We start from the raw sequence: 22,239 nt of genomic DNA, 5'->3' as shown, positions 1-22,239 counted from the left end.
TTTTGATGAGAATTTAATTGTGTATCAACGTCGAGATTTTTACCGCCATGCACGTTATGTGCATGGTTGGTTATCAGCTTTTGCTTTTATTGTCTTAATCTTTTTTGCTGTTACGGGATTAATTTTAAACCACCCTGAATGGTTTACCCCTGCAACAGATGAAAATACTGAAACGATTACCTTGCCTGAAAATGTCCTGACTCAAATTAAAGGCCAAGAGAATCCAAACACTCAAATCGTAGATTATCTACGACAACATCATGCAGTCATTGGTCGTTATAAGAGTGGTGAAGTCATGGACAATGAAGTCATGATTCATTTGGCAAGCCCAGCAGGTTCAACAGATATTTGGGTCACTTTAGACAATGGTCAAGCTGAAATTACGCTTAAACCCGCATCTACCGTTTCATTAATCAGTGATTTGCACCGTGGAAAAAATGCGGGTAAAGCATGGACTTGGCTGATTGATATCAGTGCAATCATTATTACGATCTTATCATTGGCAGGCTATATCCTATTTTTAAGTATTAAGACTCGCTTAAAAACACATCTTTTCTTGACGGTATTCAGCTTAGCGCTATTGATGCTTCTGGTTTGGACAGTGGTATAAAAGGTTAGAACAATGACACATGCTGTACTGACTGTACTTATATTTTTAGCAATCTTGTTTATTTTTCATGGCATTTTTCTGTTGCTTTTATTTAGACCTCAATCAAAACGCAATTTAGACCAAAATGAAGATGAATATTTGATTGTATATGCAAGTCAGTCAGGGCAGACAGAAAGTTTTGCTTTGCAAACAGTCCAGCAATTGTCTGCTTCAGATTATTTGGTCCAGTGCTTGAATATTGAACAGGTGAATGCTGCTTTATTTAAACGTAGCTTAAAGATTCTATGGATCGTTAGTACTTATGGCGAGGGTGATGCACCAGATTCAGCACGTCAGTTTGTTAAAAACGTAATGACAAAGTCATTTGATTTAAATGACATTGAGTATGCTGTGTTGGCTTTTGGTGATTCGCATTATGCAAATTTCTGTAATTTTGGTAGACAATTGGATTTATGGTTAACTGAAAACCATGCACAAGCTTTATTTCCCATGATTTGTGTTGATCAACTAAACCCTACAGGTCTGACGGAATGGCAAACTCAACTTAACCTAGTTTTGCCGCAATATTCAGCTCAACCTGTTCAATTGACACAACATCCGTTTCATTCTGTGGTGTTATCTGAACGCCATTTGTTAAATCAAGGTAGTTTAGGGCATCCAATGTATCATCTTGTGTTTACCCAAGTTGAAGCATTATGTTGGAAATCTGGTGATATTCTTGAAATTCAATGTGCCAACACAGATTCACAAATCAAGGCGTTTTTAGATCGTTTTAATCTTCAAAACTCAAATGTGTTTCAGGCTAGTCATCAAATAGAGTTATTGCGGTTTAAGAATTTACGATCATTTGATGCCATGCAGCATTCAACGGCATTTGAGCAATGGTTGGCACAGGCAGAAGACTTACCGATTCGTGAGTATTCGATTGCCAGTATTACATCACAAAGCCAGATTGAGTTGGTGGTCAGACGAGAAGTTCATCAAACAGGTTTAGGGCTGGGTTCGGGCTATCTTACCCATGCACTGGCTTTAGGTGAGCAAATTTCTTGTCGAGTTCGTTCAAATCCTGCATTTTATCTGGTTCAAAATGATCAACCTATTATTTTGATTGGAAATGGTTCTGGGATTGCAGGCTTGATGTCACATATTCGACAACGCGCAGAATGGTCTTTTCAGCAAAACTGGTTAATTTATGGCGAACGTCAGTACCAAATTGACCTTGGCTTTGCAGATCAATTGAATCTATGGCAACAACAGTCTGTACTGCCGCAAATTGATTATGCGTTTTCACGTGATACAGATAATCAGAAATATGTACAAGATTGTGTATTGGAGAAATCAGCGCAACTTAAACAATGGATTGAGCAAGGTGCATCAATTTACATTTGTGGTAGTTTAAAAGGGATGGCACAAGGGGTTGAAACAGTATTAATCGATATTTTAGGTGAAGATCAGTTTGAGCAGTTGATTGAACAAAAACGTTACTTACGTGACGTATATTGATTGTGTGATGTTTCTCATCTCTATATAGATGATTAAAGTAATGAGCTAAGAATAGTATTGCGAAAGTAAACTTTATAATTTATGGAACTTATACTTCTCCATAGAAATGAGTATGTATGATTGAAAAGTTTGCAATGCCACACTTTATAATTAAAGTTTAAATAGCTTTGCGTAGGCGATGCCTCACTTTTCGTAGGAGATGCCAAACCTTGCGCTGCAAACAAAGCAGTGCTTTGTTTTTGCTCATGGGCGAGGGGTACGTCCTATACCCCCGCCCAACGGCGACATCCATGTCGCCACACGATAGAACGACCACGTATAATTCATCAATATAAGCGCAAGTCATTGGATATTCAGACCAAAAAATGGGTAGGTATTGAATGCTCATTTTTTACTTATGCAAGATCTAATAATCGACTCAAGAATTAAGCCTAATTCTCAAACCAATATTCACATCAGTACCAGATGTCTAATGTGAATATTCACACAGATAAAATTTATATCGCAATGCTTTGATATTTAGATGCCCAAGGTTGCGTTTGCTCTAACTGTGCTGCCAGTTGCAATAACACATCCTCACGTCCAAAAGGTGCAATAAATTGTGAACCTAAAGGCAGATTATCTTTATTCCAATATAAGGGTACTGACATGGCAGGTAAGCCCGTGATATTGGCCAATTGGGTAAATGGAACCCATTGCAAGTTATTTTTAATCATTTGCTCAACCAGCTTACCTTTTGCCAGTAAATGGGCTTGATCGACTTTGAGCAAGGCTTTTAAAATCGGAACCTGCCAAGATGGTGTTTTTACCTCACCATTTTTCGGTGCCACTGAAGCTGTAGACGGAATTAGAAATAAATCATAACGCTCAAAGAAATGATTCATTCTTGCAACATAAACACCCCAATTATTGAGGTTGTTGATGTAGTCCACAGCAGAAGCTTTGGCGCCAAATGCTGCAATTGCCAGTGTATCTAATTCAAAATCTTGATCTGTTGCACCAAATCGCTGTTTGACTTGATTCACTGTATAAGCGCATTGGCTAAACCATGTGGTAATAAAGTCTTTGGCAAGCGCCATACCGTCAATTTGAGGCGTTGCTTCTTCAACAATATGTCCTAAAGACTCTAAAAGTTTGGCCGTTTTTTGAATGGCTTGTACTGCATCTTTTGAAACTTTGGTTCCAATCGGTGAAACAGTGGAAAAACCAATTCGCAAACGTTTTGGGGCTTTTTCAATGATGTCTAAGTAGCGTTCAGTCGGGCTTTGGATATTGAAAAGCGCAGTACGATCTGAGCCTTGAGTAGCATCTAACATAGCTGCACTGTCACGGACTGATTTGCACAATACATGTTGCATCGCAGCCCCATGCATTGCTTCACTGATTTCAGGTCCCCAAGGTGTACGTCCGCGACTTGGCTTTAAGCCAAATAAGCCACAATACGAGGCAGGAATCCGAATAGAACCGCCTCCATCACTTGCACCTGCAATTGGTACGATACCCGCTGCAACGCCAGAAGCAGAACCTCCAGAAGAGCCGCCACTATTGTGTTTTAAATTCCACGGATTTTTGCAACTGCCCCAAGCTTCAGGTTCAGTGATACCTTTAATGCCAAACTCTGGCGAATTGGTTAAACCAAAAGTAACCACGCCCGATTTTACCCAGCGATTGACGATTTCTGAGTTTTCTTTAGCAATATATTTAGCATTTTTAAATGCTTTAGAACCAGATGAGGTTGCGACACCCGCATATTCTTGATGTAGATCTTTGAGTAAAAATGGTACACCTGAAAAGGGGCCATTCGCATAATTTTGGGTATTTTTTAATGCGTGTTCATAGATCGGAATAACGATCGCATTAATTTTAGGATTTACCTGCTCAGCACGTTGAATTGCGATTTCTAATAATTCATGTGCTTGTACTTCTTTGTTTTGAACAAGCTGTGCTAAACCGATACCATCATATTGAATATATTCTGAAAATTTCATAGCTTTCCCTTGCTGTTTTGAGTTATTGGGCAAATATCTTTTGGTTTTGTTCGATCGTGGTTTCTAAACAAAGTTGATTTCTACCTTTTTCCTTGGCTAAATACAAAGCATCATCAGCCCGTTTAATCAGCTGTTGAAAAGGTATGCAATAGGGTAAAGTCTGATAACTTAAGCCAATACTGACGCTGATATTTAAGCTACGCTGATCATCTAAATGAATCGGGGTATTGAAAACGCTATTACAAATTCTTTGTGCAATGGCAACACTTTGTTCTAAAGATAGATCTTTTAATAATATAGCAAACTCTTCTCCACCTAAGCGACCAAATAGATCATTAGCACGAATTTGTGCTTTGACTTGATGGGTAAACTCTTGCAAAACATAATCGCCAATCACATGGCCATATTGATCATTAATTTTTTTAAAATGATCTAAATCTAAAACCAAAATCGTGACACTGTGTGCTTGTTGCTTTTCAACATCCTCTGCAATGGTACGTTCACTTTCTTCATAGAAATAACGACGATTGAGTGTGGTAGTGAGACCATCATGATTGGCTAAGTATAAGATTTGGTGATAAAGCTTTTGGCGATTTAAACTGATAATTGCAAGGGTTAAAGGCCCTAAAGCCAACATCATTAAACCGATGCGTACAGACAGTGTGGTGCCTAAATAGGCATCTGGCGACTGTGCAATATAATATGCAGTCAATGCATTATAGAGCAGCATACACACAATACAGTTAATGATAGAGACAAAGAATAGGTTATAGCTTAGTGCAGCCCAGACCAGTGCTGCAATGGGGAACATAATTGCACCAGGACCCAGGAAAAAATGGGTCAGAATGACGGATAAAATGACTCCTAACAGCGGAAGAAATTTTTCGTATTGAAAAGGCTGTTGTTTAAATTGTTGGATATGGCTCTGAATGGTTTGTTTATCTGGGATTGCCAATATAATCGGTAAAAAGGCAATGACATTGAGGATTTCTCCCGTCCACCACATACCAAAATCAATCCAGATTCTATCCATAACCATAAAGGTGTTTGGTAAATAAGGGACCGTTAAACTTGCGACGATTGGTGAAGCTAAACAACCGCCAAAGGCACTGATTGCAAATAAGTATAAAAATGTTAAGCCTTTATTATATTGTTTATAATCCAGTTTAAAAAATCGAATCAGTCCTAATGTGACCAAGGCATGAGATAGATTGGCTAAAGTCAGAAAGAAGGTGATTAAAAAAGAATTTCCCGTAATCAGATCTGCAAGCATAAAGGCAGTAAATGCGCCAATCCACCCACCTATATTTTTTAAGCGATGAAACCTTAAAAAAAGTCCAAGTAAAACAGCATTTGCGGGCCAAAAAATGGCAAGAAAGGATAAGGGTCTACCAAATATTCCAGCCAATGCGCAGACAAAAATAATCATTGCAATAATAAAAAATGCAGAGATGTTGTCTTTAAGTGCTTGACTTAAATATGCGATAGCTCGAGGCAATTTGCGAACCTATTCTAAAGAGGGATTAATCTCTAAGCCAATATTTTATCTGGCTCTGCTAAGGTATTAATAAGTAATCATATCTATTTATATCGATAAATCAATAGTTTTAGTTACCTTAATTCGAGCCTGTCACAAAAATATTTTTGCTTAGAATAAACAATAAAGATTGTTCATATATGGTTAATTTTACATGTTTTATTCTAAATCTATGCTAATTTATGTCTGATGAAATATTACATACAGACTTGGTATGAAAAAAACAGCACTTATAATTTCTTTATTGCTTAGCCTTTCACCTTACGTTAGCGCTGAAACAGTTCAACCTCAAGCAACCAATCCTGCGACTGTGGCTGCAACCAATACCACAAGTACAATTCGTATAAATACTCGCCCTGAAATTTTAGGCTTATGGGGCATGGAAATTCCAGAAAATAAGAAATGTACAGAATATTATAATTTCCGCGGTTCCAATGAAGTGGTGGTGAATAGTGCCAAAGAGTGGTCAATCGGTTTGTTTGATTATCAGCCTTCACCTGATAATACGCTGGAGAAGCCACCCGCATTAATCATGCAAATTCGCTATGAAAATAATGAAACAGATTGTTCGGGGCGTAAAGAAGATCAGTCTGGTGAAGTTACCCAATATTTCGTAAAGTGGATTAATAATAACACCTTGAATTTTTGTATTTCTGACAAAGGCGATCAGTGCTTTGCTACTTTACGTAGAGTCTTGCCTTAAGTTGATTTAAAGCATCAATGCTTGTGTAAATAATCAAGCATTTGCTTTTAAATAAAAAACCTCTGATTTTACAGAGGTTTTTTATTGGTTTTTTACTGGATTAGAGGATGCATATTAAGCATCTTTTTCATGACCTTGAACTTGTTTTAACAAGTGTTTTTCAAGATAGTGAATATCCATTGCTTGTGAACAGAAGTTTTTGTCTTCAAGGATCAGATCTTTATGTAAAGGAATATTGGTTTTAATTCCAGTTAAGATCATCTCATCTAAGGCTTGTTTCATACGGGCAATCGCAGTTTCACGATCTTTACCATAAGAAATCAACTTTGCGATCATTGAGTCATAATACGGAGGAATGCTATATCCTTGATAGATATGAGAATCTAAACGGATACCTGCACCGCCTGGCGCATAAAATGATTCAATTTTACCTGGTGATGGTAAGAAGGTCGACGGATCTTCTGCATTGATACGGCATTCAATCGCATGACCTTCGATTTTAATATCTTCTTGTTGAAGATTTAAACCTAGACCAGCAGCGATACGTAATTGCTGTTCAATAATATCTACACCAGTCACTTGTTCTGTCACTGGATGCTCAACTTGAACACGGGTATTCATCTCGATAAAGAAGAATTCACCATCTTCAAATAAGAACTCAAAAGTACCAGCACCACGGTATTGCATCAACTTACATGCATTGACACAAGCTTCAAGAATATGCGCGCGGGCTTCTTCTGGTAAACCCGGTGCAGGTGCTTCTTCAAGCACTTTTTGATGGCGACGCTGTAAAGAACAGTCACGATCATATAAATGAATCGCTTGACCATTACCATCTGCTAAAACTTGTACTTCAACATGACGTGGTTTTTGCAGGAAACGTTCCATATAAACCGTATCATCACCGAACCACATTTCAGCATCACGTTGTGCAGCTTGAACAGATTCAAGTAATGTATCGACACGTTCAACAATACGCATTCCGCGACCACCACCGCCTGAAGCAGCTTTTACAATCAGCGGGAAACCAATTTCTTTGGCTTCAGCCAACGCATTGTTGGGTGTCACTGCATGTGCTGAACCAGGAACTGTTGGTACACCCGCTTTACGCATCGCCGTAATTGCAGAAACTTTATTTCCCATTAGACGAATATGTTCAGGACGCGGTCCAATGAAAATAAAGCCTGAGTTTTCTACAATTTCTGCAAATTCAGCATTTTCAGATAAGAAACCATAACCGGGATGGATGGCATCTGCGCCCGTAATTTCTGCTGCGGTAATAATGGCAGGAATGTTTAAATAGCTTTCGCTACTTGCACCTGGACCTATACATACTGCTTCATCACAAAAACGTAAATGCATCAAATCTTTATCAGCATCTGAATAGATGCCGACAGTTTTGATTCCTAAAGTTTTGCAAGCTCGAGTGATGCGTAACGCAATCTCACCTCGGTTTGCAATTAAAACTTTTTGCAACATATCAACCCCCGAGGTATTACGCGCGGTAGCGGAATAAAGGTTGACCGAACTGGATTACATCACCATTTTTTACTAAAATTTCTTCAACTACACCACTTTGAGTTGCTTCAATCGGGTTCATAATTTTCATTGCTTCGATGATCCCGAGGGTTTCACCTGCAGAAACAGTTTGACCTACATTTACAAAGGGTGCTTCACCCGGACTTGGTGCTGAATAGAACACACCAACCATTGGAGACGTTTCTACTGCACCACGAGAGGCAGCTTTAACTACAGGCGCTTCAGCGGTTGGGAGGGCAATAGGTGCTACACCAGCAGCAACCACAGGATTACGGCGAGTTAAAGCAATCGATTGATCGCCTTCTTTCACTTCAATTGCTTGAAGATCAGATTCGATCATCAAATCGATGAGCTTTTTAATTTTGCGAATATCCATGGGTTCGTATTCCTAAATTATGATTGGGTTGAAGATTTAAGTTTTTCGATGGCGAAATCAAGTGCAAAAGAATAGCCTTTGGCACCTAAACCACAAATGACGCCAACTGCTTTATCTGATAAATAAGAATGATGTCTAAATGCTTCACGTGCATGAACATTAGAAAGATGTACTTCAATAAATGGAATCGCAACGCCAAGTAGGGCATCACGTATAGCGACTGAGGTATGGGTCAACGCGGCAGGATTAATAATGATAAATTTTATGCCGTCTTGTTGTGCTTGGTGAATACGATCGACCACAGCACCTTCCCAGTTGCTTTGAAAAGTATCTAAACTTATATTGGCTTGACGTGCTTGGAGACTCAATTGTTGGTTAATGTCATCCAATGTGAGGTGACCATAGACCTCAGGTTCGCGCTTTCCTAGCAAGTTTAAGTTTGGTCCGTGAATGACCAAAATGGTCGAACTCATTGAGAGTGCTCCAATTCAAAAGTCGCAAAAAAAATTGCAAGATGTCTGCAAAGTTTGCATATTATGGCATATTTTTCCACAAATACTTTATATTTTCTTTGAATCGTCGCGGAAACGCAGTGCCTTGTATGGGCTATATAATGTTAATTTTGTCTGTAAATGGCAATGTTAAAATATGACATTTTTAGCAGATGTTTTACAGAGACTTCATTTTAAACTGAGTGACCAAAACTATTCATTTGATTTGTGTAACAGCCATATGGCTATCGTCAATAGATAAGATCTCACTACAACGTGTTGTATAGCTTGGAGACCGATTTTGCTGACGCATTTTCCATGTTTCTTGGTTGGAATGATAACCCACTTGTATACAGTCTGGGCCAAAGCGTTGTTTCATGCTTGAGAGCGTATCCATAAGCTGATCACGTTGCTGAATAAAGTCTACAGGATGCCATAAGTCATTGATGTGCTGGCTTTTGCTATGCAGTGCTGAGAACATCACAGCAACTTTTACATACTTTAAATTTTCTTTAAATAAAACATCAGTTTGCTGTAATGCTGACTTGGTTAAAATCATCAAATCGTCTGTTGCATACATCAAACCAATGACACTGCTTTGTGCCTTTTTATAGGGCGCCTGTGCAACTTTTTCATATAAGGAAACATGCACAACTGCACACAGTTGTCGTTGCTTGCTCAGTCGTTGATGTGCACGATTGACATGGAAAATAATGGCTTGTTTGATAATCTCAACATTGTTTAGAGCAGAAGCAAAACTGCGTGAGGAAAGGATGCGTTTGGAGGGAATGTCTGCATCGTCCAAAGCAATGCAGGATTGACCTTTTAGCTCACGAATGGTGCGTCCAATGACCACTGAAAACTCGCGTGCAAGGTAATGTTCATTGGCAAAAGTTAAGTCATAGCAATTATAAATATTATAAGCTTGTAACCGTTTGCTGGTTTTACGTCCAACGCACCAGACTTCTGCAACACTGGTTTCAAGCAGTAGGCCTTCAAAACTGCATAAATCTAAACCAGTCAGGTCACAGACGCTATCAAAGCCTCCACGTTTCTTGGCAAAATTGTTGGCAAGCTTGGCTTGGGTTTTACTATAGCCAATACCAATGCAACAGGGCAGACCAAGCCATTTTTGGATGGTTTTGATGAGCTTTCTACAGTAATCCTGTAGATCGAATAAGTCTTGGTAAGAGCTGAGATTGATAAAACATTCATCAATAGAGTAGGCTTCCAAATCCTCATCTTTAAAAAAAATCTTTAAAATTTTAAAAAAACGATCTGAAAAATCACCATATAAAGCATAGTTACTTGAAAAGGCGAGTACCCCAGCTTTTTTAGCTTGTTGTTCAACTTCATGCCAAGGGATTGCCATATCTATGTTTAACGCCTTGGCTTCATTGCTTCGTGAAACGACACAACCATCATTATTGCTTAAGACGACAACTGGCTTATTATTTAAACTGGGGTTAAATACGCGTTCGCAACTGACATAACAATTGTTAATGTCGATCAAAGCAAAAATTTGTTCGCTCATGGGCTGTCTTGAAAAAGTTACAGATTCAAGTGAAATATTAAAAGATGTTTAAAATAAATTCAAATCAAATCTAGTGTGGATTTGTTCATCCTTTGGGCTGGATGATTAAATAGTCGATGTAGTGAGAGACAAAACTGACTAAGCACTGTTGAGCTTCGTAGTGGTTTAAGTAATTTAAGTAAAAATGCTGAATAGAGAAGTGGTTCTTTTAAAAGGTATATCTTAAATTGCAGCTTACAATGTCGAAAAATGAAACATCTCAATCCTTGTATAGAAAACTGAGAGGGCTAAATTAACAGTTGTCGTCGATTTGTACGGCATATCCCAATATTGAAAAGGATGGATATGAAAATGGCTAATCAACAACATAATTCTCAACAGAATCAACAACACAATCAGCAACAAAACCAGCAGAACGACCAACAAGGTCAACCTAACCAATCTAATCAGCAGCAGAAGCAACACAGTCAGCAAGATCAACAATCTAATCAACAAAACCAGCAAAAGCAACAATCCAACCAACAGGCTCAACAAAATCAGCAAACCCAACACAAGCCTCAGCAAAAATAGGGCTTTGAACTCATCTTAATCGTAGCTTATAAATGACAAAACGCCTCAACTGAGGCGTTTTGTCATTTTAGCTATTTTGAATTTTAAGCTTCTTCATTTTTAAGTGTCTTGATTTTAAGCTTACGTTGCTGATCACTTGAATCGTTTATTGCTTTGATCAAGGATTTTATGGAGACCTTCATTTATATTTATACATTGATTAAATTGGGCAAAATGGTGTATTTCAGTGTTTAGTGCGCTAAAGAAATGTGCTGGGTCCGCAATAGTATGATTGAGATGCTGTGGTTCAAGATGTAGGCTGATGACTTCAAATTGATTTTTTGCCCGATGTGCTTTGCAATCGATACGTCCCACAATTTGATCCCCATATAAAATAGGTAAACAAAAATATCCAAATACACGTTTAGGTGGCGTCACATAACATTCCAACCGATAATCAAATTTAAACAGGGTATTTAAACGGTCACGATGTATCACCAGATTGTCAAAAGGAGAGAGAATTTTGACTTTTAACTCAATATTGGGGATCTGCTCTAAGGCATCGGTTTGGATATAAAGATTTTGACTCTCTTTGTCACTACTGCCTAATTGAGCTAAAGTGGTGATCACGCCCGCATCTAATTGTTCATTGACGATGTCAAGCATTGCCTCACGAATCTTTTGCCCAACTTTTAAATGCAACAATTGCTTCCATGCAAACACGCCATGTGCACGGAGCGTGGTATTGAACAAGTAGCGGGCATATTCTTCTAGTGTAGGAACACTCAGATCAAGATGACTTGGGATACAATATTCGGTCAGTTGATAGACTTTTTCCATACCATTACGTTCAGAAATCATCAAATCGCCTTGCATAAACAATTGCTCAATCGAACGACGCGCTAAACTTGAGTTCCACCAGCCCCCTGAATTTTGCTTATTGCCTTGTTCAATGTTGCGTAATCGAATACTGCCTTCAGCTTTCGCCCGAGCCAGAATCTCATTCATAAAAGCTTGATCACCGCGATTAAAATAACGATGCTCACCATTTCTAATCGATGTCATATGAGGAAGTGCATAGCGATAATCTTGCATTGGTAAATAGGATGCTGCATGAAACCAATATTCAAAAATATGCTGCTGTTTGACCAGTTGATTTAAGTGGCTTTGCTGATAATCTGGAACACGGCTCCATAAAATATGGTGGTGGGCACGTTCTACTACAGAAATTGTATCAATCTGAACATAACCAAGATGTTCAATCGCATGGCGTGTTCCAGATAATCCTGTACCAAAGGAAGCAGGTGAAATTAGGCCTTGATGAGAGAGTGCCAGACGTCTTAGTGATTCAATCATAACAATTATTTTTTTAACCTATTTTTAGTGAGTCTTGGTTACTAGGTGGGTATCGCAAATGAAGCTTGAAGATGAGTAGCACAAACAAAGGCTATGACGTTCAATGATCATTTTAATTTTTTAAGAATACAAGTAACAACACCCCAAATCATAATTTGTTCTTCACTGTGTGGGTGAATATCTGGAAAATCAGGATTTTCTGCTTTGAGCCAAATATCATAAATTCCTGTAGATACTTTAACTTGCATAAAGCGTTTGACTGTAAATTCATTGTTGATTAATGCCAAAACAACATCGCCGTGTTCAGCCTCTAGACTACGGTCAATTAAAATTTCATCTCCAATTTCAATACCTGCATTTTTCATTGATAAGGAGTTAACTTTTAACATAAAGGTTGCAATAGGGTTATGAATTAAGTGTTCATTTAAATCAATTTTCTTTTCAGTATAGTCTTGAGCGGGTGATGGAAAGCCTGCTGCAACGGTTTCCAAAGGATAGGGAATACTGATGTTGCTACGAAATTCAATTGTACGTAAATCTTGCTTTGAAATAGGCTCGATAACAGAAATAAGAGAATTGATTGTCTTAAAATTTTCCCTTACAGAGCGATCACTTAACGTCGATGGCGGAGTTAAATTTGGCGGCATCACGATTCACCTTGAAAATGTAACATAATCAAGTTTAACAAAATAAACGCCTGATGCAAGATTCTTTTGGTGAATTGATTGTGATTGTCAAACTGTCGGCTTACAATTTGACAAAATCCAATCGTTCGGAAATGTACATGTTGCAAGATTTTGTAGAAGAACAGAAATTAGTGTGTGAAGAATTTGACTCTCGATATATCAAAGTCAATGAAATAGATCTCGTGGCTATCGCTAAGCAAACCTTAAGTAAAGAACCGATCGTGGGTTTACGTAAACAGCCTGATGCTGAAAATGTGTCATGGTTTATTTATGGTGGTGAGTTGGAAGAGGGTGAAGATTTTTTTGATGTGATCAGTGTAAAAGAGCTTGAAGAGGTTTTTCCTGATGCGATCCCTTATCTGGCTTTGGAACAAGGCTTTAGATTTATGATAGATGCTGATGAATACGAAGATGTATGGAAAGCAGATATTTTATAAATAAAAGGTTTGCTCAAGCATGATCTATAGATTTACTTTGACCCTCTGCAGTATTGTTCTGAGTAGTGGATTGAGCACGCAAAGTTTTGCTGAACCATCCACGCAAAAACTCACCCAAGAACAGTATGACCAATGTATTCAAACCTATACTGATCAAGTCAATGAAACTAAACATATCTTGGATGAAGCGCATAGCACGATCACTGCGATTGAACAGCATCAAGCATTTTGTTCACGTTTAGATGCTTATCAAGCGATTGCTAGGATTTCGATAGAAAATTTAGAACTGAATACGGCCAACATGATGTTGATGATTGCCAATAATTTTTTAGATCGACAAAAGCAAAGTATTGAGCAGTCAGGAATGACGCTTGAGCGATTTTGTTCGATTAAGAAATAAACAAAATGTCATTTAAGCCTTATTTTAGTCAGAAAATGATATTTAATTGGCTGAAAATGATAAGTTGTTTTTAAAAAAATGATCAATAATAGACGCATTAAAGCAGTACAAGATTTGATTTTCCCTGGTCTGTATTTTGTGTGGCTTTAAGCGTCAATTGTATGATTGATGCACCCTAAACTCGCTTAATTGCGAGTTTTTTAATGCATTTTTTATGAATTTTATTTGCCTGAATATCAGAAAAAGATAGCAAGACGATTAAAAAGAAAAATAACCACTCAAAAAGAAACAGACAAATCAACCAGCATTCGTTTTTGCGCAGAATTTTAAAAAGAAGAAGAAAAGGGCAATTCAAGATCGTGCATAAAGCCAAACAGGCCGAAGCACTTGAACAAAAGCTGAAAATTTTGCTATATACTACAATCATATAAATAAAGTGAGTCATTCATTTTATTAATGATTTTTTATGATATGCAAAAAGCATTACCACAATATTTTTATTTTGCGCAGATGTTGTTAGTGTAAGATTGTTCGCATGAGCAGTATAAATTTTTTATTATCATTTAGTAGTCAAGAGAATATGGATTTGTATGAATTCACTCATCAGTCAAATCGTGAGGTTATTGTAATATATGTATTGAAGAAATTCTTTAATTAATCAAGTGATTAATATCTCTATAAATTTTTATTTGAAGGGTTTTTATGAAACCGATTTGCGTATCGCCATCTCTGACTTTAGCTTTGTTACAAGCGCGAGAAGCTACAATGATGCATTTTAGACCGATTTTAAATGAAATGGGTTTGACTGAGCAGCAATGGCGTGTGATTTCTGTACTTTATCAATATGATGAACTTGAAAATAATCACTTGGCTGATTTGGCATGTATTTTAAGACCCAGTTTAACGGGGATTTTAAATCGTATGCTTGATCAAAATCTGATTAAGAAACGAAAAGACCTACATGATCAACGGGTCAGTTTGATTCAGCTGAGCGATGAAGGTAAAAGATACTTTGAGACACAAGCGGTGAAAATGGAAGAAAGCTATACAGATATTCAAACACAATATGGTGCAGAGAAAGTCCAGCAGCTTATGGAATTGTTAAACGATCTCTCAACAATAAAACCACGATAAATTTAAAGTAAAACAAAGGTTTAGGGGTTGAAGTGTAAAATTGCATGTCACTCAATTCATTTTAAATATACAAAACACCCTAATCAAAAATGAGTGGGTTTTAATCACTCATTTTTATCATTGTTTAATCAAATAACTTTTTAATGTCTTTCGGTGCGCCTTGCTGGCTTTGAATTTCACCTTTTGCATCTTTCCATACCATTGCAGGAGTAGCATAAAAACCGTATTTATCCATGAGTTTGGTATTTTCATCTAACTTTTCAGATAACGCCTTAGGAATACTCTTCATTTCCACCAATTTATTCTTACCGTTGCTTAAATTGTATTGTTTGAAAATTTCTGCAGGATTGGCATTGTTTAAAATCGTTGCGGCTTGTCCTTTACTGCTTGGACGAATGACTCCAACCATAATATGACGTAATTGAACTTTTCCTGAATCTACATAGGGACGTGCTTGTTGCCAAAAGGTATGACAGTAGGGGCAGTTTGGGTCATTAAATACATAAACGACTTTTGGCGCATTGCTATCGCCGTCTTGAATCCAAGTTGATTTTTCTAGGCTTTTCCAAATTTCATCTAATACTGCACCTTTAACATGGGTGTTAATCGCTTCTTCTGTTAAATTTTTTCCTGAAGCATTAAATAGGTCACCAACGATATAGTGCTTTTGATCTTTTGAAATAAAGATTGTCGATGGATATTCATCTTTATAGCCCGTCCAACCTTCTAAACCCTCGGGTGCATCTATTTGCTTAACAAAGTTATAACCTTCTTTTTCCAATTTATTTTTAAGGAAATTTGCATCAGCAGCAAACAAAGAGCCACTTAATACCAAACCAAGCGAATAAATACCGAGTGTTTTTAAATCAATCATCAAGATGACTCCTAAGGTTAAAAGCAATAATTCTTTAATCAATGCCAATGAAACAGATTATTCCGAAACTATCCTTTGAACTTTTTGGTGAAGTGCAGCATGGGTAAGTTCCCCCATATGTGTATCGATTAATTTGCCTTGTGCATTAAAAAATAAGGTGCTGGGTAAGCCAAACATTCCCATTTTTTGTGCCGTTACACCGTCAAAGTCCAGTAGAGCCCAATGCAAATTAAGTTTGTGTTGTTGCAAATACGTTTGCACAGTTTTGGCATCTTCATTCTGATTAATAAAGACAAATTGCACATTGGTATATCTTTGTTGAGCATCATTTAAAACTGGCATTTCACGTCTGCATGGCGGACACCAACTGGCCCAAAGATTAATTACTGTGGGTTTGCCGAGGAACTGAGTCAGCTCAACATGCTCTTGTTGAAGATTCACTAAATTGACTTGAGGAAATTGTTGGTATTGCAATTGTACCTGTTGATAGAAATATTGACCTGAAATGAAAAACAGGGCAAAAGCTGCAAAGAATAGTGCAATAAAGCTTTTCTTTAGAGATCGATTTTTCCAAACCATCCATAGCCCAGCGCAAGCAATTCCCACATAAAGATGAAAACCTTTATCTTGAATCTTCAATATTTCAATTGGATGCTCTAAATAAACATCTAAATTGAGTAAGACAAAGCCGGCTCGTGCAGATAACAAGCCAACCAAGAATGCAGACCAAATCGAGTCTTTAAACGCAGCCCATTGTAAATTTGAAATGCTAAAATATTGAAAGCTAAACTTTCCAATTAACACACTCATCAGTATCGCAAGCATGAGGATGGTTAATCCCCATGGCAACATAATCGGTCCTAAATGAATTGCTTGTGCAGTGATCATGGAGAGTTCTTAACGTCCTGTGTGTATTTTTTCAGTTTGTTGAATAAGTTGTGGTGCTGAGAAGGTACCTGTAAAGCGCAATTCACGGATTTCTTGTGCATGGCTATTTAAAAACAGCATGGTTGGCGGACCTAAAATTTCACGTTGTTTTAAAATGATGTCTTGTGAGGCGTTGTATTCCGTTAAGTCTAATTGGATGAGTGTGAAGTTTTTCAATGCCTCTTGTACATCTGTACGTGGGAATACTTCTTTCTCAATCGGTTGACACGCCACACACCAGTCTGCATAGACATCAATAATGATTGGTTTGCCTTGCTGTTTGGCATTGACCAAAGCCTGTTCTAATTGTTCAGCTGTGGTCACTTTGTTCCAAACTAAATGTTCTGTTTGGCTATGTTGAATTTGATAAGCAGAATAACTTTGTTGAATATTCCAAAAACCAGCCACTAAACTGGCAATAGCAATAATGGCAAGAATAACTTTATTAACCGTTTTTTCACTGTCACGTAGAGCAACAAAGAGATAGATTGCCAATGCGATACACAGCAAGGCAAAAATTGCAGCATACACAGTCGAAGGCAGCATAGGGCGAATAAAGTACAATGCAACCATCAGCATAATAAAGCCAAAACTGACTTTAATCCGATCCATCCATTTACCTGGTTTTGGTAATAATTTAGAACCAAATACACTGGCGATAAATAAAGGTAAACCGATACCTAGACCGAGAATAAATAAGTACAAGCCACCTAACACAGCACTTTGAGTTTGTGAAACAAATAATAATGCACCAGCAAGTGGGGCACTCATACAAGGGCCAACAATGAGTGCTGATAATGCACCCATAATCACAGCACCGAGCACTGTCCCAGCTTTTTGATTATTTTGCAGATGACTTAATTTATTGGTGATGAATTGCGGTAAGTTTAATTGATATAGACCAAATAAATTTAAAGCTAATACAACAAATAAAACTGCAAATAATGAAACGATCCAAGGGCTTTGGAACCAACGTTGAAAGCTATAACCAATTTCAGCAACCACAATCCCCATAATGGCGTAAACCACCGCCATACTCACTACAAAACACAAGGCAATCACAACAGCTTTATAACCTTTCGCGCGCTGAATGATGATGCCAGAGAGAATTGGAATAAGTGGCAGCGAGCAAGGTAAAAACGCCAGTAAAATACCTAAACCGAAAAACACCAATAAATTTAGAAACAGAGAATCTTTAGACAATAGTTTAAAGAATGATTGATCATCATTCCATTGTAATGACGATGTATTGTCTTTAGTGTCCGTATTGCTATTTAAATCAGCAGAATTTTCCGTATCTGTAATTGCATTGCTGCTTGCAGCAGAAGCGTTGAGATCAATTGGATTTGCAGTGTTGTCTGCTTCATTGGCAGTTTTTTGTCCAAGCTGAGTGGTTTGATCATCCAATGCTTTGTTTGGAACTGGTTTTTCAACAGTTGAATTGACTTTAGTTTCAGTGCTTTCTTTGAGTTTTTTATCTTGAGTTGGAACATTATCAGACTGGTTGAGTAATGTGCTATTTGAATTATTATTGAATAGGTGCTTAGACGATGTATTGCTTTGTGGTAATAAGCCATCTGCATCAGTTGCAATAGTTTTTCTTTGTAATGGATAACATAAACCATCCGCAGAACAACCCTGATACATCACTAAATATTGTGAATTTGGTTTGACCTGAATCTGTGTAGTCACATTTTCATAATGAACTTCTGTTTTCCCAAAGGTTGGATCATCTTTGATATGACCTTTTGGGAGGCTTAAAGGTACAGCTTTATTGTTGACTGTTACTTTAAATTGATCATGATAAAGGTAATAGTGAGGTGCAACTGTCCATTTCAATTGTGCTTTATTTTCTGAAATTGATTCAGCAGAGAATTGAAAAGCTTGATCTGGGGGGAGAAACTCAGGATTTGCGTGGCTGATGGTACTTAGACTCAACAAAGTAAAACCACATACACTGAGCAAGGTTCGCAACTTCATAATTCCATATCTTTGTTTCATTTACAGCCATTATCCATAATTTCAGATAAAGAAGGCATTATTCTAAGTTTTTCTTTGTAAAAATACCGTTAAAAGCATTCAGCTCCATTTTGCTTAAGTTTTTGAAAAATTTGTCCATCATCAGGATAGAGTCTGTCGAATTGGGTCATTTTCTTGGTTTTTTTGCTGGTGTAATTGACATTGTAAAGCACAGCACCTTGATAAACGATTTCATAAGTTCCTGTTTCTTTCTGATTGATTATTTCTTTATAGAAATCGTGAAATTCACTTGGTCTACCTTGTGCTGTATCAACAGCATCATAGTGGGTAAACTTTAACGAGATTTTTTTCATATAAGGATAATATTGAACTGTTTTAACTTTTGGAAATTCTTCCTCAGAAATAAGCAGAAGATTATTGTTTTGACTTTCCTTAAAGCAAAAATATGGGGTAGTTTGCTTTGCATAAACAGGCAAAGGGAGAAGACACATTACCGTTATAAATAGCCTAAGCGATTTCATATATTTTCCTCAAAGTTTTTCTTGTTATTATTCATAGATTTTTCCAGCCATTAAAATATCTGCAAAAATTTTCCATGGGATGTGCTCTGGTTGTGGCTGCTGAGTATTTGCATAAAAACCCTCCATATCTACCACCCAATTGTGCATTGCTGTTAAAAAACTTTGCAAATCTTTATTTTCCCATTGTTGAATATTTTCAAGATGATCTTGTTTGAGATTATCTAAAAATGTTAAAAAATCTTGTTTGGTTTTTATTGCATTAATTTTCATAAGCATCATTTCTAATTTACAGGATAAATTGTTGTATAAATATAGGCCATCTCGCACGTTTTTTGCATTCCAACAATTGAAATTAATTTCAACTAGACCCATATAGAAATTAGTCAACAGTACAGAACAGACACTTTGTGAAATTTGATTGATGATCAAGCTCACGATAACAAGTCGAAGCTCAACAATAGGATTAGGACATCATATGAATATCGCGGCAAACCCAGTAGTTGAAGCAGATCAAACTATATATTTAAAAGATTATCAAAAACCTTCATATGTTGTAGATTCAATCAATCTCGATATTCAAGTTTATGATGACCATACCAATGTAAACAGCAAATTAGTCATGAAACGCCAAGCAGCAGGAGATATGGTATTGCTTGGACGCGATCTTGAGCTTAAATCAATTTCTATTAATGGTAAGCAGCTTACTAAAAGTGAGTATAAGCTTGATTCTGAGCAACTGGTAATTGCCAATGCGCCAGATGAAGCCATCGTTGAAACATCTGTGGTCATTCATCCTGAAACCAATACACAACTCGAAGGATTATATCTTGCGGGGAGTGATTTATTTGTCACTCAAAATGAGCCAGAAGGTTTCCGTAAAATTACGTTCTATCCTGACCGTCCAGATGTCTTATCTGTGTTTACCACTCGTGTAGAAGCTGATAATAAATATCCTGTGCTTTTGGCAAATGGTAACTTGATTGAAGCGGGTAAAACTGGTGATGAACGCCATTATACCATTTGGGAAGATCCAACTAAAAAACCAGCCTATTTATTTGCCTGTGTGATTGGTGATTTAGCGGTTTTAAAAGACCGTTATACCACTTCAGAAGGTCGTGATGTGGCTTTAGAAATCTATGCAGAAGAAAAAGATATCCCAAAATGTCATATTGCGATGGAAGCGTTAAAGCATTCTATGCGTTGGGATGAAGAACATTATGGACGTGCATACGATCTAGACAATTATATGATTGTGGCAACCAGTCAGTTCAATATGGGCGCAATGGAAAATAAAGGTTTAAATATTTTCAATACATCATGTGTGCTTGCTGATGAAGAATATACCACTGATGCCGCAATCATGCGTGTACAGTCTGTAATTGCTCATGAATATTTCCATAATTGGACAGGTAACCGTATTACTTGCCGTGATTGGTTCCAATTGTGTTTAAAAGAAGGCTTAACAGTTTTCCGTGATCAGTCTTTTTCAGAAGATTTACAATCGGCTGCAGTACAACGTATCGACGATGTTGCGGTGCTTAAAGCGCATCAATTCCCAGAAGATGCAGGCCCATTATCGCATCCGCCACGCCCAGATCATTTTGTGGAAATCAATAACTTCTATACTGCGACAGTGTATGAGAAAGGTGCGGAAATTAACCGCATGATGTCAACTTTATTGGGCAAGGAAAAATTCCGTAAGGGAACCGATGAATATTTTCAACGTCATGATGGTCAAGCGGTCACTGTTGAAGATTGGGTTGCTGCCTTAACTGCGGGTTCAGGTGTCGATTTATCTGCATTTTTAATCTGGTATAACCAACCAGGAACGCCAAAGCTTGAAGCGAAAGGTGAATATGATGCGAGTACTCAAACTTATCGTTTAAGCTTTAAACAAAGTTTAAAACCCCATCCTAAATATCCAAATTTAAAAGCTGTACCTATTCCTGTGGCTTTAGCATTGTTTAATGCAGAAACAGGTGAGCAGTACACCTTGCATTCTGAGGCCTTATTTGAAAATGGGGTAAAAGATGGGGTGTATTTGTTTGATCAAACAGAAGCAAGCATTGAATTTACAGGCGTGACCGAAAAGCCTGTAGCATCTTTATTACGTAATTTCTCAGCACCGGTAAATCTTGAATTTAACTATTCAGATGAAGAACTTGCCTTCTTATTACAATATGAAACCAATGGTTTTAACCAGTGGCAAGCCACACAGACTTTGCTTGAGCGTATTTTGCTTAATGGTCATGATGCTCAAATTTATGTAGATGCAATTAAACAGACCTTACCAAGTGTAATTGAAAAAGACCCGCTATTGGCGTCACGCTTATTTGATGTCCCAAGTGAAGGTTATTTGGGTAGTCGTATCGACCAAGATTATAATCCTTTGATTGTAAATGAAGCACGTGAAGCCTTGTTGAATCAATTAGCAAAAGTCTTGGGTGACTTTGTTAAAGAAACGTATTTATCACTTGATCCAGATTCACAAAATGAATTTTCACAAGCAATGGGTGTCCGTGCTCTAAAAAATATCATGTTGAGTTTTATGGCGCGTCAGGGGGATACAGTAGTATTTGATTTGGCTTATGCACAGTATGAAAATTCTGTGAATATGTCTGAGCGACTTGGGGCACTTAAAGTATTGGTATGGAATGATGCTCCACAAGCAAAAGCAGCCTTAGAGGATTTCTATAAGCGCTTTAAGGATGAAGCATTGTCATTAGATCAATGGTTTATGATTCAAGCAGCGCATCCGAAAGCAACGTCTGAAACGATTCAGTATTTAACTTCACATCCTGATTATGATTTAGGTACACCTAACCGTATTCGTTCAGTGAGTGGTGGTTTAAATGCCAATCCTGTCAATGCATGGAGTTTTGGTGTTCAGCATTTTGTCGATTTGGCGAAGTATTTGGATGAAAAGAATCCAATTGTTGGCTCTCGTTTACTTCAAGTCCTTACACGCTGGTATACATTAGCTGAAGCACAACGAAGTGAAGTAAAAGCCGCACTTGAAGGATTAAAATCTCAAGTGAAATCAAAAAATGTCAGTGAAACCTTAAATAGTATGTTAAGTGTTTAATGGCTTATA

General features: G+C 37.4%; 21 protein-coding genes. 8 read left to right on the top strand and 13 right to left on the bottom strand.

Annotated features, from left to right (window positions below):
• The first annotated feature begins 19 nt into the window (after positions 1–19).
• Positions 20–610 (top strand): PepSY-associated TM helix domain-containing protein, encoded by a 591-nt coding sequence (locus tag ASC84_RS03185; protein ID WP_056511664.1) that lies wholly within the window; start codon positions 20–22, stop codon positions 608–610.
• 12 nt (positions 611–622) lie between these two features.
• Positions 623–2,113 (top strand): sulfite reductase subunit alpha, encoded by a 1,491-nt coding sequence (locus ASC84_RS03180; RefSeq protein ID WP_056511661.1) that lies wholly within the window; start codon positions 623–625, stop codon positions 2,111–2,113.
• Positions 2,114–2,610: 497 nt separating this feature from the next.
• On the opposite strand, the gene ASC84_RS03175 is transcribed toward ASC84_RS03180, so the two are convergent.
• Both ASC84_RS03175 and ASC84_RS03170 read right to left on the bottom strand, forming a co-directional pair.
• Positions 2,611–4,101, bottom strand: a complete 1,491-nt coding sequence (locus ASC84_RS03175) for an amidase (protein WP_056511658.1) — start codon at positions 4,099–4,101, stop codon at positions 2,611–2,613.
• Positions 4,102–4,123: 22 nt separating this feature from the next.
• Positions 4,124–5,599, bottom strand: a complete 1,476-nt coding sequence (locus tag ASC84_RS03170; RefSeq protein ID WP_056511656.1) for a GGDEF domain-containing protein — start codon at positions 5,597–5,599, stop codon at positions 4,124–4,126.
• Between the two features lie 253 nt (positions 5,600–5,852).
• On the opposite strand from ASC84_RS03170, the gene ASC84_RS03165 reads away from it, so the two are divergent.
• Positions 5,853–6,341: a hypothetical protein gene (locus tag ASC84_RS03165; protein ID WP_056511653.1), complete on the top strand. Its 489-nt coding sequence runs from the start codon at positions 5,853–5,855 to the stop codon at positions 6,339–6,341.
• Between the two features lie 114 nt (positions 6,342–6,455).
• On the opposite strand, the gene accC is transcribed toward ASC84_RS03165, so the two are convergent.
• The 4 genes from accC to ASC84_RS03145 all read right to left on the bottom strand — a co-directional run bounded on the left by accC (position 6,456) and on the right by ASC84_RS03145 (position 10,281).
• Complete coding sequence (gene accC / locus ASC84_RS03160) at positions 6,456–7,820, bottom strand: acetyl-CoA carboxylase biotin carboxylase subunit (protein WP_004719789.1); 1,365 nt, start codon at positions 7,818–7,820, stop codon at positions 6,456–6,458.
• Between the two features lie 16 nt (positions 7,821–7,836).
• Positions 7,837–8,256 (bottom strand): biotin/lipoyl-containing protein, encoded by a 420-nt coding sequence (locus ASC84_RS03155; RefSeq protein WP_004719790.1) that lies wholly within the window; start codon positions 8,254–8,256, stop codon positions 7,837–7,839.
• Between the two features lie 17 nt (positions 8,257–8,273).
• Positions 8,274–8,729, bottom strand: a complete 456-nt coding sequence (gene aroQ, locus ASC84_RS03150) for a type II 3-dehydroquinate dehydratase (protein ID WP_004719793.1) — start codon at positions 8,727–8,729, stop codon at positions 8,274–8,276.
• A gap of 235 nt (positions 8,730–8,964) precedes the next feature.
• Positions 8,965–10,281, bottom strand: a complete 1,317-nt coding sequence (locus tag ASC84_RS03145; protein ID WP_056511649.1) for a Y-family DNA polymerase — start codon at positions 10,279–10,281, stop codon at positions 8,965–8,967.
• A 351-nt stretch (positions 10,282–10,632) separates the two neighbouring features.
• On the opposite strand from ASC84_RS03145, the gene ASC84_RS03140 reads away from it, so the two are divergent.
• Positions 10,633–10,851 carry a hypothetical protein gene (locus ASC84_RS03140; protein ID WP_056511919.1) on the top strand — a complete coding sequence of 73 codons (219 nt, stop codon included), beginning with the start codon at positions 10,633–10,635 and terminating at the stop codon, positions 10,849–10,851.
• A gap of 132 nt (positions 10,852–10,983) precedes the next feature.
• Here the strand turns inward: ASC84_RS03140 and ASC84_RS03135 are convergent, their stop codons facing one another.
• Entirely contained in the window at positions 10,984–12,186 is a 1,203-nt protein-coding gene (locus ASC84_RS03135; protein ID WP_056511647.1) for a winged helix-turn-helix domain-containing protein, read from the bottom strand.
• 107 nt (positions 12,187–12,293) lie between these two features.
• A complete protein-coding gene (locus ASC84_RS03130; RefSeq protein WP_056511645.1) occupies positions 12,294–12,833 on the bottom strand; it encodes a LexA family transcriptional regulator in 540 nt (179 codons plus the stop codon).
• 137 nt (positions 12,834–12,970) lie between these two features.
• Here ASC84_RS03130 and ASC84_RS03125 point away from each other — a divergent pair, with 137 nt between their 5' ends.
• From ASC84_RS03125 to hpaR, 3 genes are all read left to right on the top strand, one after another.
• Positions 12,971–13,309 carry a hypothetical protein gene (locus ASC84_RS03125; RefSeq protein ID WP_056511917.1) on the top strand — a complete coding sequence of 113 codons (339 nt, stop codon included), beginning with the start codon at positions 12,971–12,973 and terminating at the stop codon, positions 13,307–13,309.
• A 19-nt stretch (positions 13,310–13,328) separates the two neighbouring features.
• Positions 13,329–13,709: a hypothetical protein gene (locus ASC84_RS03120; RefSeq protein ID WP_056511642.1), complete on the top strand. Its 381-nt coding sequence runs from the start codon at positions 13,329–13,331 to the stop codon at positions 13,707–13,709.
• Positions 13,710–14,411: 702 nt separating this feature from the next.
• Entirely contained in the window at positions 14,412–14,843 is a 432-nt protein-coding gene (gene hpaR / locus ASC84_RS03115) for a homoprotocatechuate degradation operon regulator HpaR (protein ID WP_056511640.1), read from the top strand.
• 124 nt (positions 14,844–14,967) lie between these two features.
• Here hpaR and dsbG read toward each other — a convergent pair whose 3' ends face one another.
• From dsbG to ASC84_RS03090, 5 genes are all read right to left on the bottom strand, one after another.
• Positions 14,968–15,717 carry a thiol:disulfide interchange protein DsbG gene (dsbG, locus tag ASC84_RS03110; protein ID WP_004719809.1) on the bottom strand — a complete coding sequence of 250 codons (750 nt, stop codon included), beginning with the start codon at positions 15,715–15,717 and terminating at the stop codon, positions 14,968–14,970.
• Positions 15,718–15,774: 57 nt separating this feature from the next.
• Entirely contained in the window at positions 15,775–16,605 is an 831-nt protein-coding gene (locus tag ASC84_RS03105) for a TlpA disulfide reductase family protein (RefSeq protein WP_056511637.1), read from the bottom strand.
• A 9-nt stretch (positions 16,606–16,614) separates the two neighbouring features.
• Positions 16,615–18,645 (bottom strand): protein-disulfide reductase DsbD, encoded by a 2,031-nt coding sequence (gene dsbD / locus ASC84_RS03100; RefSeq protein WP_056511634.1) that lies wholly within the window; start codon positions 18,643–18,645, stop codon positions 16,615–16,617.
• Positions 18,646–18,713: 68 nt separating this feature from the next.
• Entirely contained in the window at positions 18,714–19,145 is a 432-nt protein-coding gene (locus tag ASC84_RS03095; RefSeq protein WP_056511631.1) for a hypothetical protein, read from the bottom strand.
• 27 nt (positions 19,146–19,172) lie between these two features.
• Complete coding sequence (locus tag ASC84_RS03090) at positions 19,173–19,415, bottom strand: hypothetical protein (RefSeq protein WP_227515084.1); 243 nt, start codon at positions 19,413–19,415, stop codon at positions 19,173–19,175.
• Between the two features lie 205 nt (positions 19,416–19,620).
• Between ASC84_RS03090 and pepN the strand changes: the two genes are divergently transcribed.
• The gene (pepN, locus tag ASC84_RS03085) at positions 19,621–22,230 is read left to right on the top strand and encodes an aminopeptidase N (RefSeq protein WP_056511629.1); all 2,610 of its coding nucleotides are present in this window, start codon (positions 19,621–19,623) and stop codon (positions 22,228–22,230) included.
• Positions 22,231–22,239 lie beyond the last annotated feature (9 nt).

The sequence above is a fragment of the Acinetobacter sp. Root1280 genome, from assembly GCF_001425285.1.
GTDB classification, from domain to species: Bacteria; Pseudomonadota; Gammaproteobacteria; order Pseudomonadales; family Moraxellaceae; genus Acinetobacter; species Acinetobacter guillouiae.
Note: the sequence above shows the minus strand (reverse complement) of the source record. Positions and strands in the feature narration are given on the sequence as shown.

Coding starts and splice junctions, on each gene's coding strand:
- dsbG (WP_004719809.1), bottom strand. CDS start 15,717: ATGATTGATTTAAAAACACTCGGTATTTATTCGCTTGGTTTGGTATTA.
- ASC84_RS03090 (WP_227515084.1), bottom strand. CDS start 19,415: ATGAAAATTAATGCAATAAAAACCAAACAAGATTTTTTAACATTTTTA.
- hpaR (WP_056511640.1), top strand. CDS start 14,412: ATGAAACCGATTTGCGTATCGCCATCTCTGACTTTAGCTTTGTTACAA.
- ASC84_RS03130 (WP_056511645.1), bottom strand. CDS start 12,833: ATGCCGCCAAATTTAACTCCGCCATCGACGTTAAGTGATCGCTCTGTA.
- ASC84_RS03145 (WP_056511649.1), bottom strand. CDS start 10,281: ATGAGCGAACAAATTTTTGCTTTGATCGACATTAACAATTGTTATGTC.
- dsbD (WP_056511634.1), bottom strand. CDS start 18,645: ATGAAACAAAGATATGGAATTATGAAGTTGCGAACCTTGCTCAGTGTA.
- ASC84_RS03105 (WP_056511637.1), bottom strand. CDS start 16,605: ATGATCACTGCACAAGCAATTCATTTAGGACCGATTATGTTGCCATGG.
- ASC84_RS03180 (WP_056511661.1), top strand. CDS start 623: ATGACACATGCTGTACTGACTGTACTTATATTTTTAGCAATCTTGTTT.
- accC (WP_004719789.1), bottom strand. CDS start 7,820: ATGTTGCAAAAAGTTTTAATTGCAAACCGAGGTGAGATTGCGTTACGC.
- ASC84_RS03175 (WP_056511658.1), bottom strand. CDS start 4,101: ATGAAATTTTCAGAATATATTCAATATGATGGTATCGGTTTAGCACAG.
- pepN (WP_056511629.1), top strand. CDS start 19,621: ATGAATATCGCGGCAAACCCAGTAGTTGAAGCAGATCAAACTATATAT.
- ASC84_RS03120 (WP_056511642.1), top strand. CDS start 13,329: ATGATCTATAGATTTACTTTGACCCTCTGCAGTATTGTTCTGAGTAGT.
- ASC84_RS03095 (WP_056511631.1), bottom strand. CDS start 19,145: ATGAAATCGCTTAGGCTATTTATAACGGTAATGTGTCTTCTCCCTTTG.
- ASC84_RS03125 (WP_056511917.1), top strand. CDS start 12,971: ATGTTGCAAGATTTTGTAGAAGAACAGAAATTAGTGTGTGAAGAATTT.
- ASC84_RS03165 (WP_056511653.1), top strand. CDS start 5,853: ATGAAAAAAACAGCACTTATAATTTCTTTATTGCTTAGCCTTTCACCT.
- aroQ (WP_004719793.1), bottom strand. CDS start 8,729: ATGAGTTCGACCATTTTGGTCATTCACGGACCAAACTTAAACTTGCTA.
- ASC84_RS03135 (WP_056511647.1), bottom strand. CDS start 12,186: ATGATTGAATCACTAAGACGTCTGGCACTCTCTCATCAAGGCCTAATT.
- ASC84_RS03140 (WP_056511919.1), top strand. CDS start 10,633: ATGGCTAATCAACAACATAATTCTCAACAGAATCAACAACACAATCAG.
- ASC84_RS03155 (WP_004719790.1), bottom strand. CDS start 8,256: ATGGATATTCGCAAAATTAAAAAGCTCATCGATTTGATGATCGAATCT.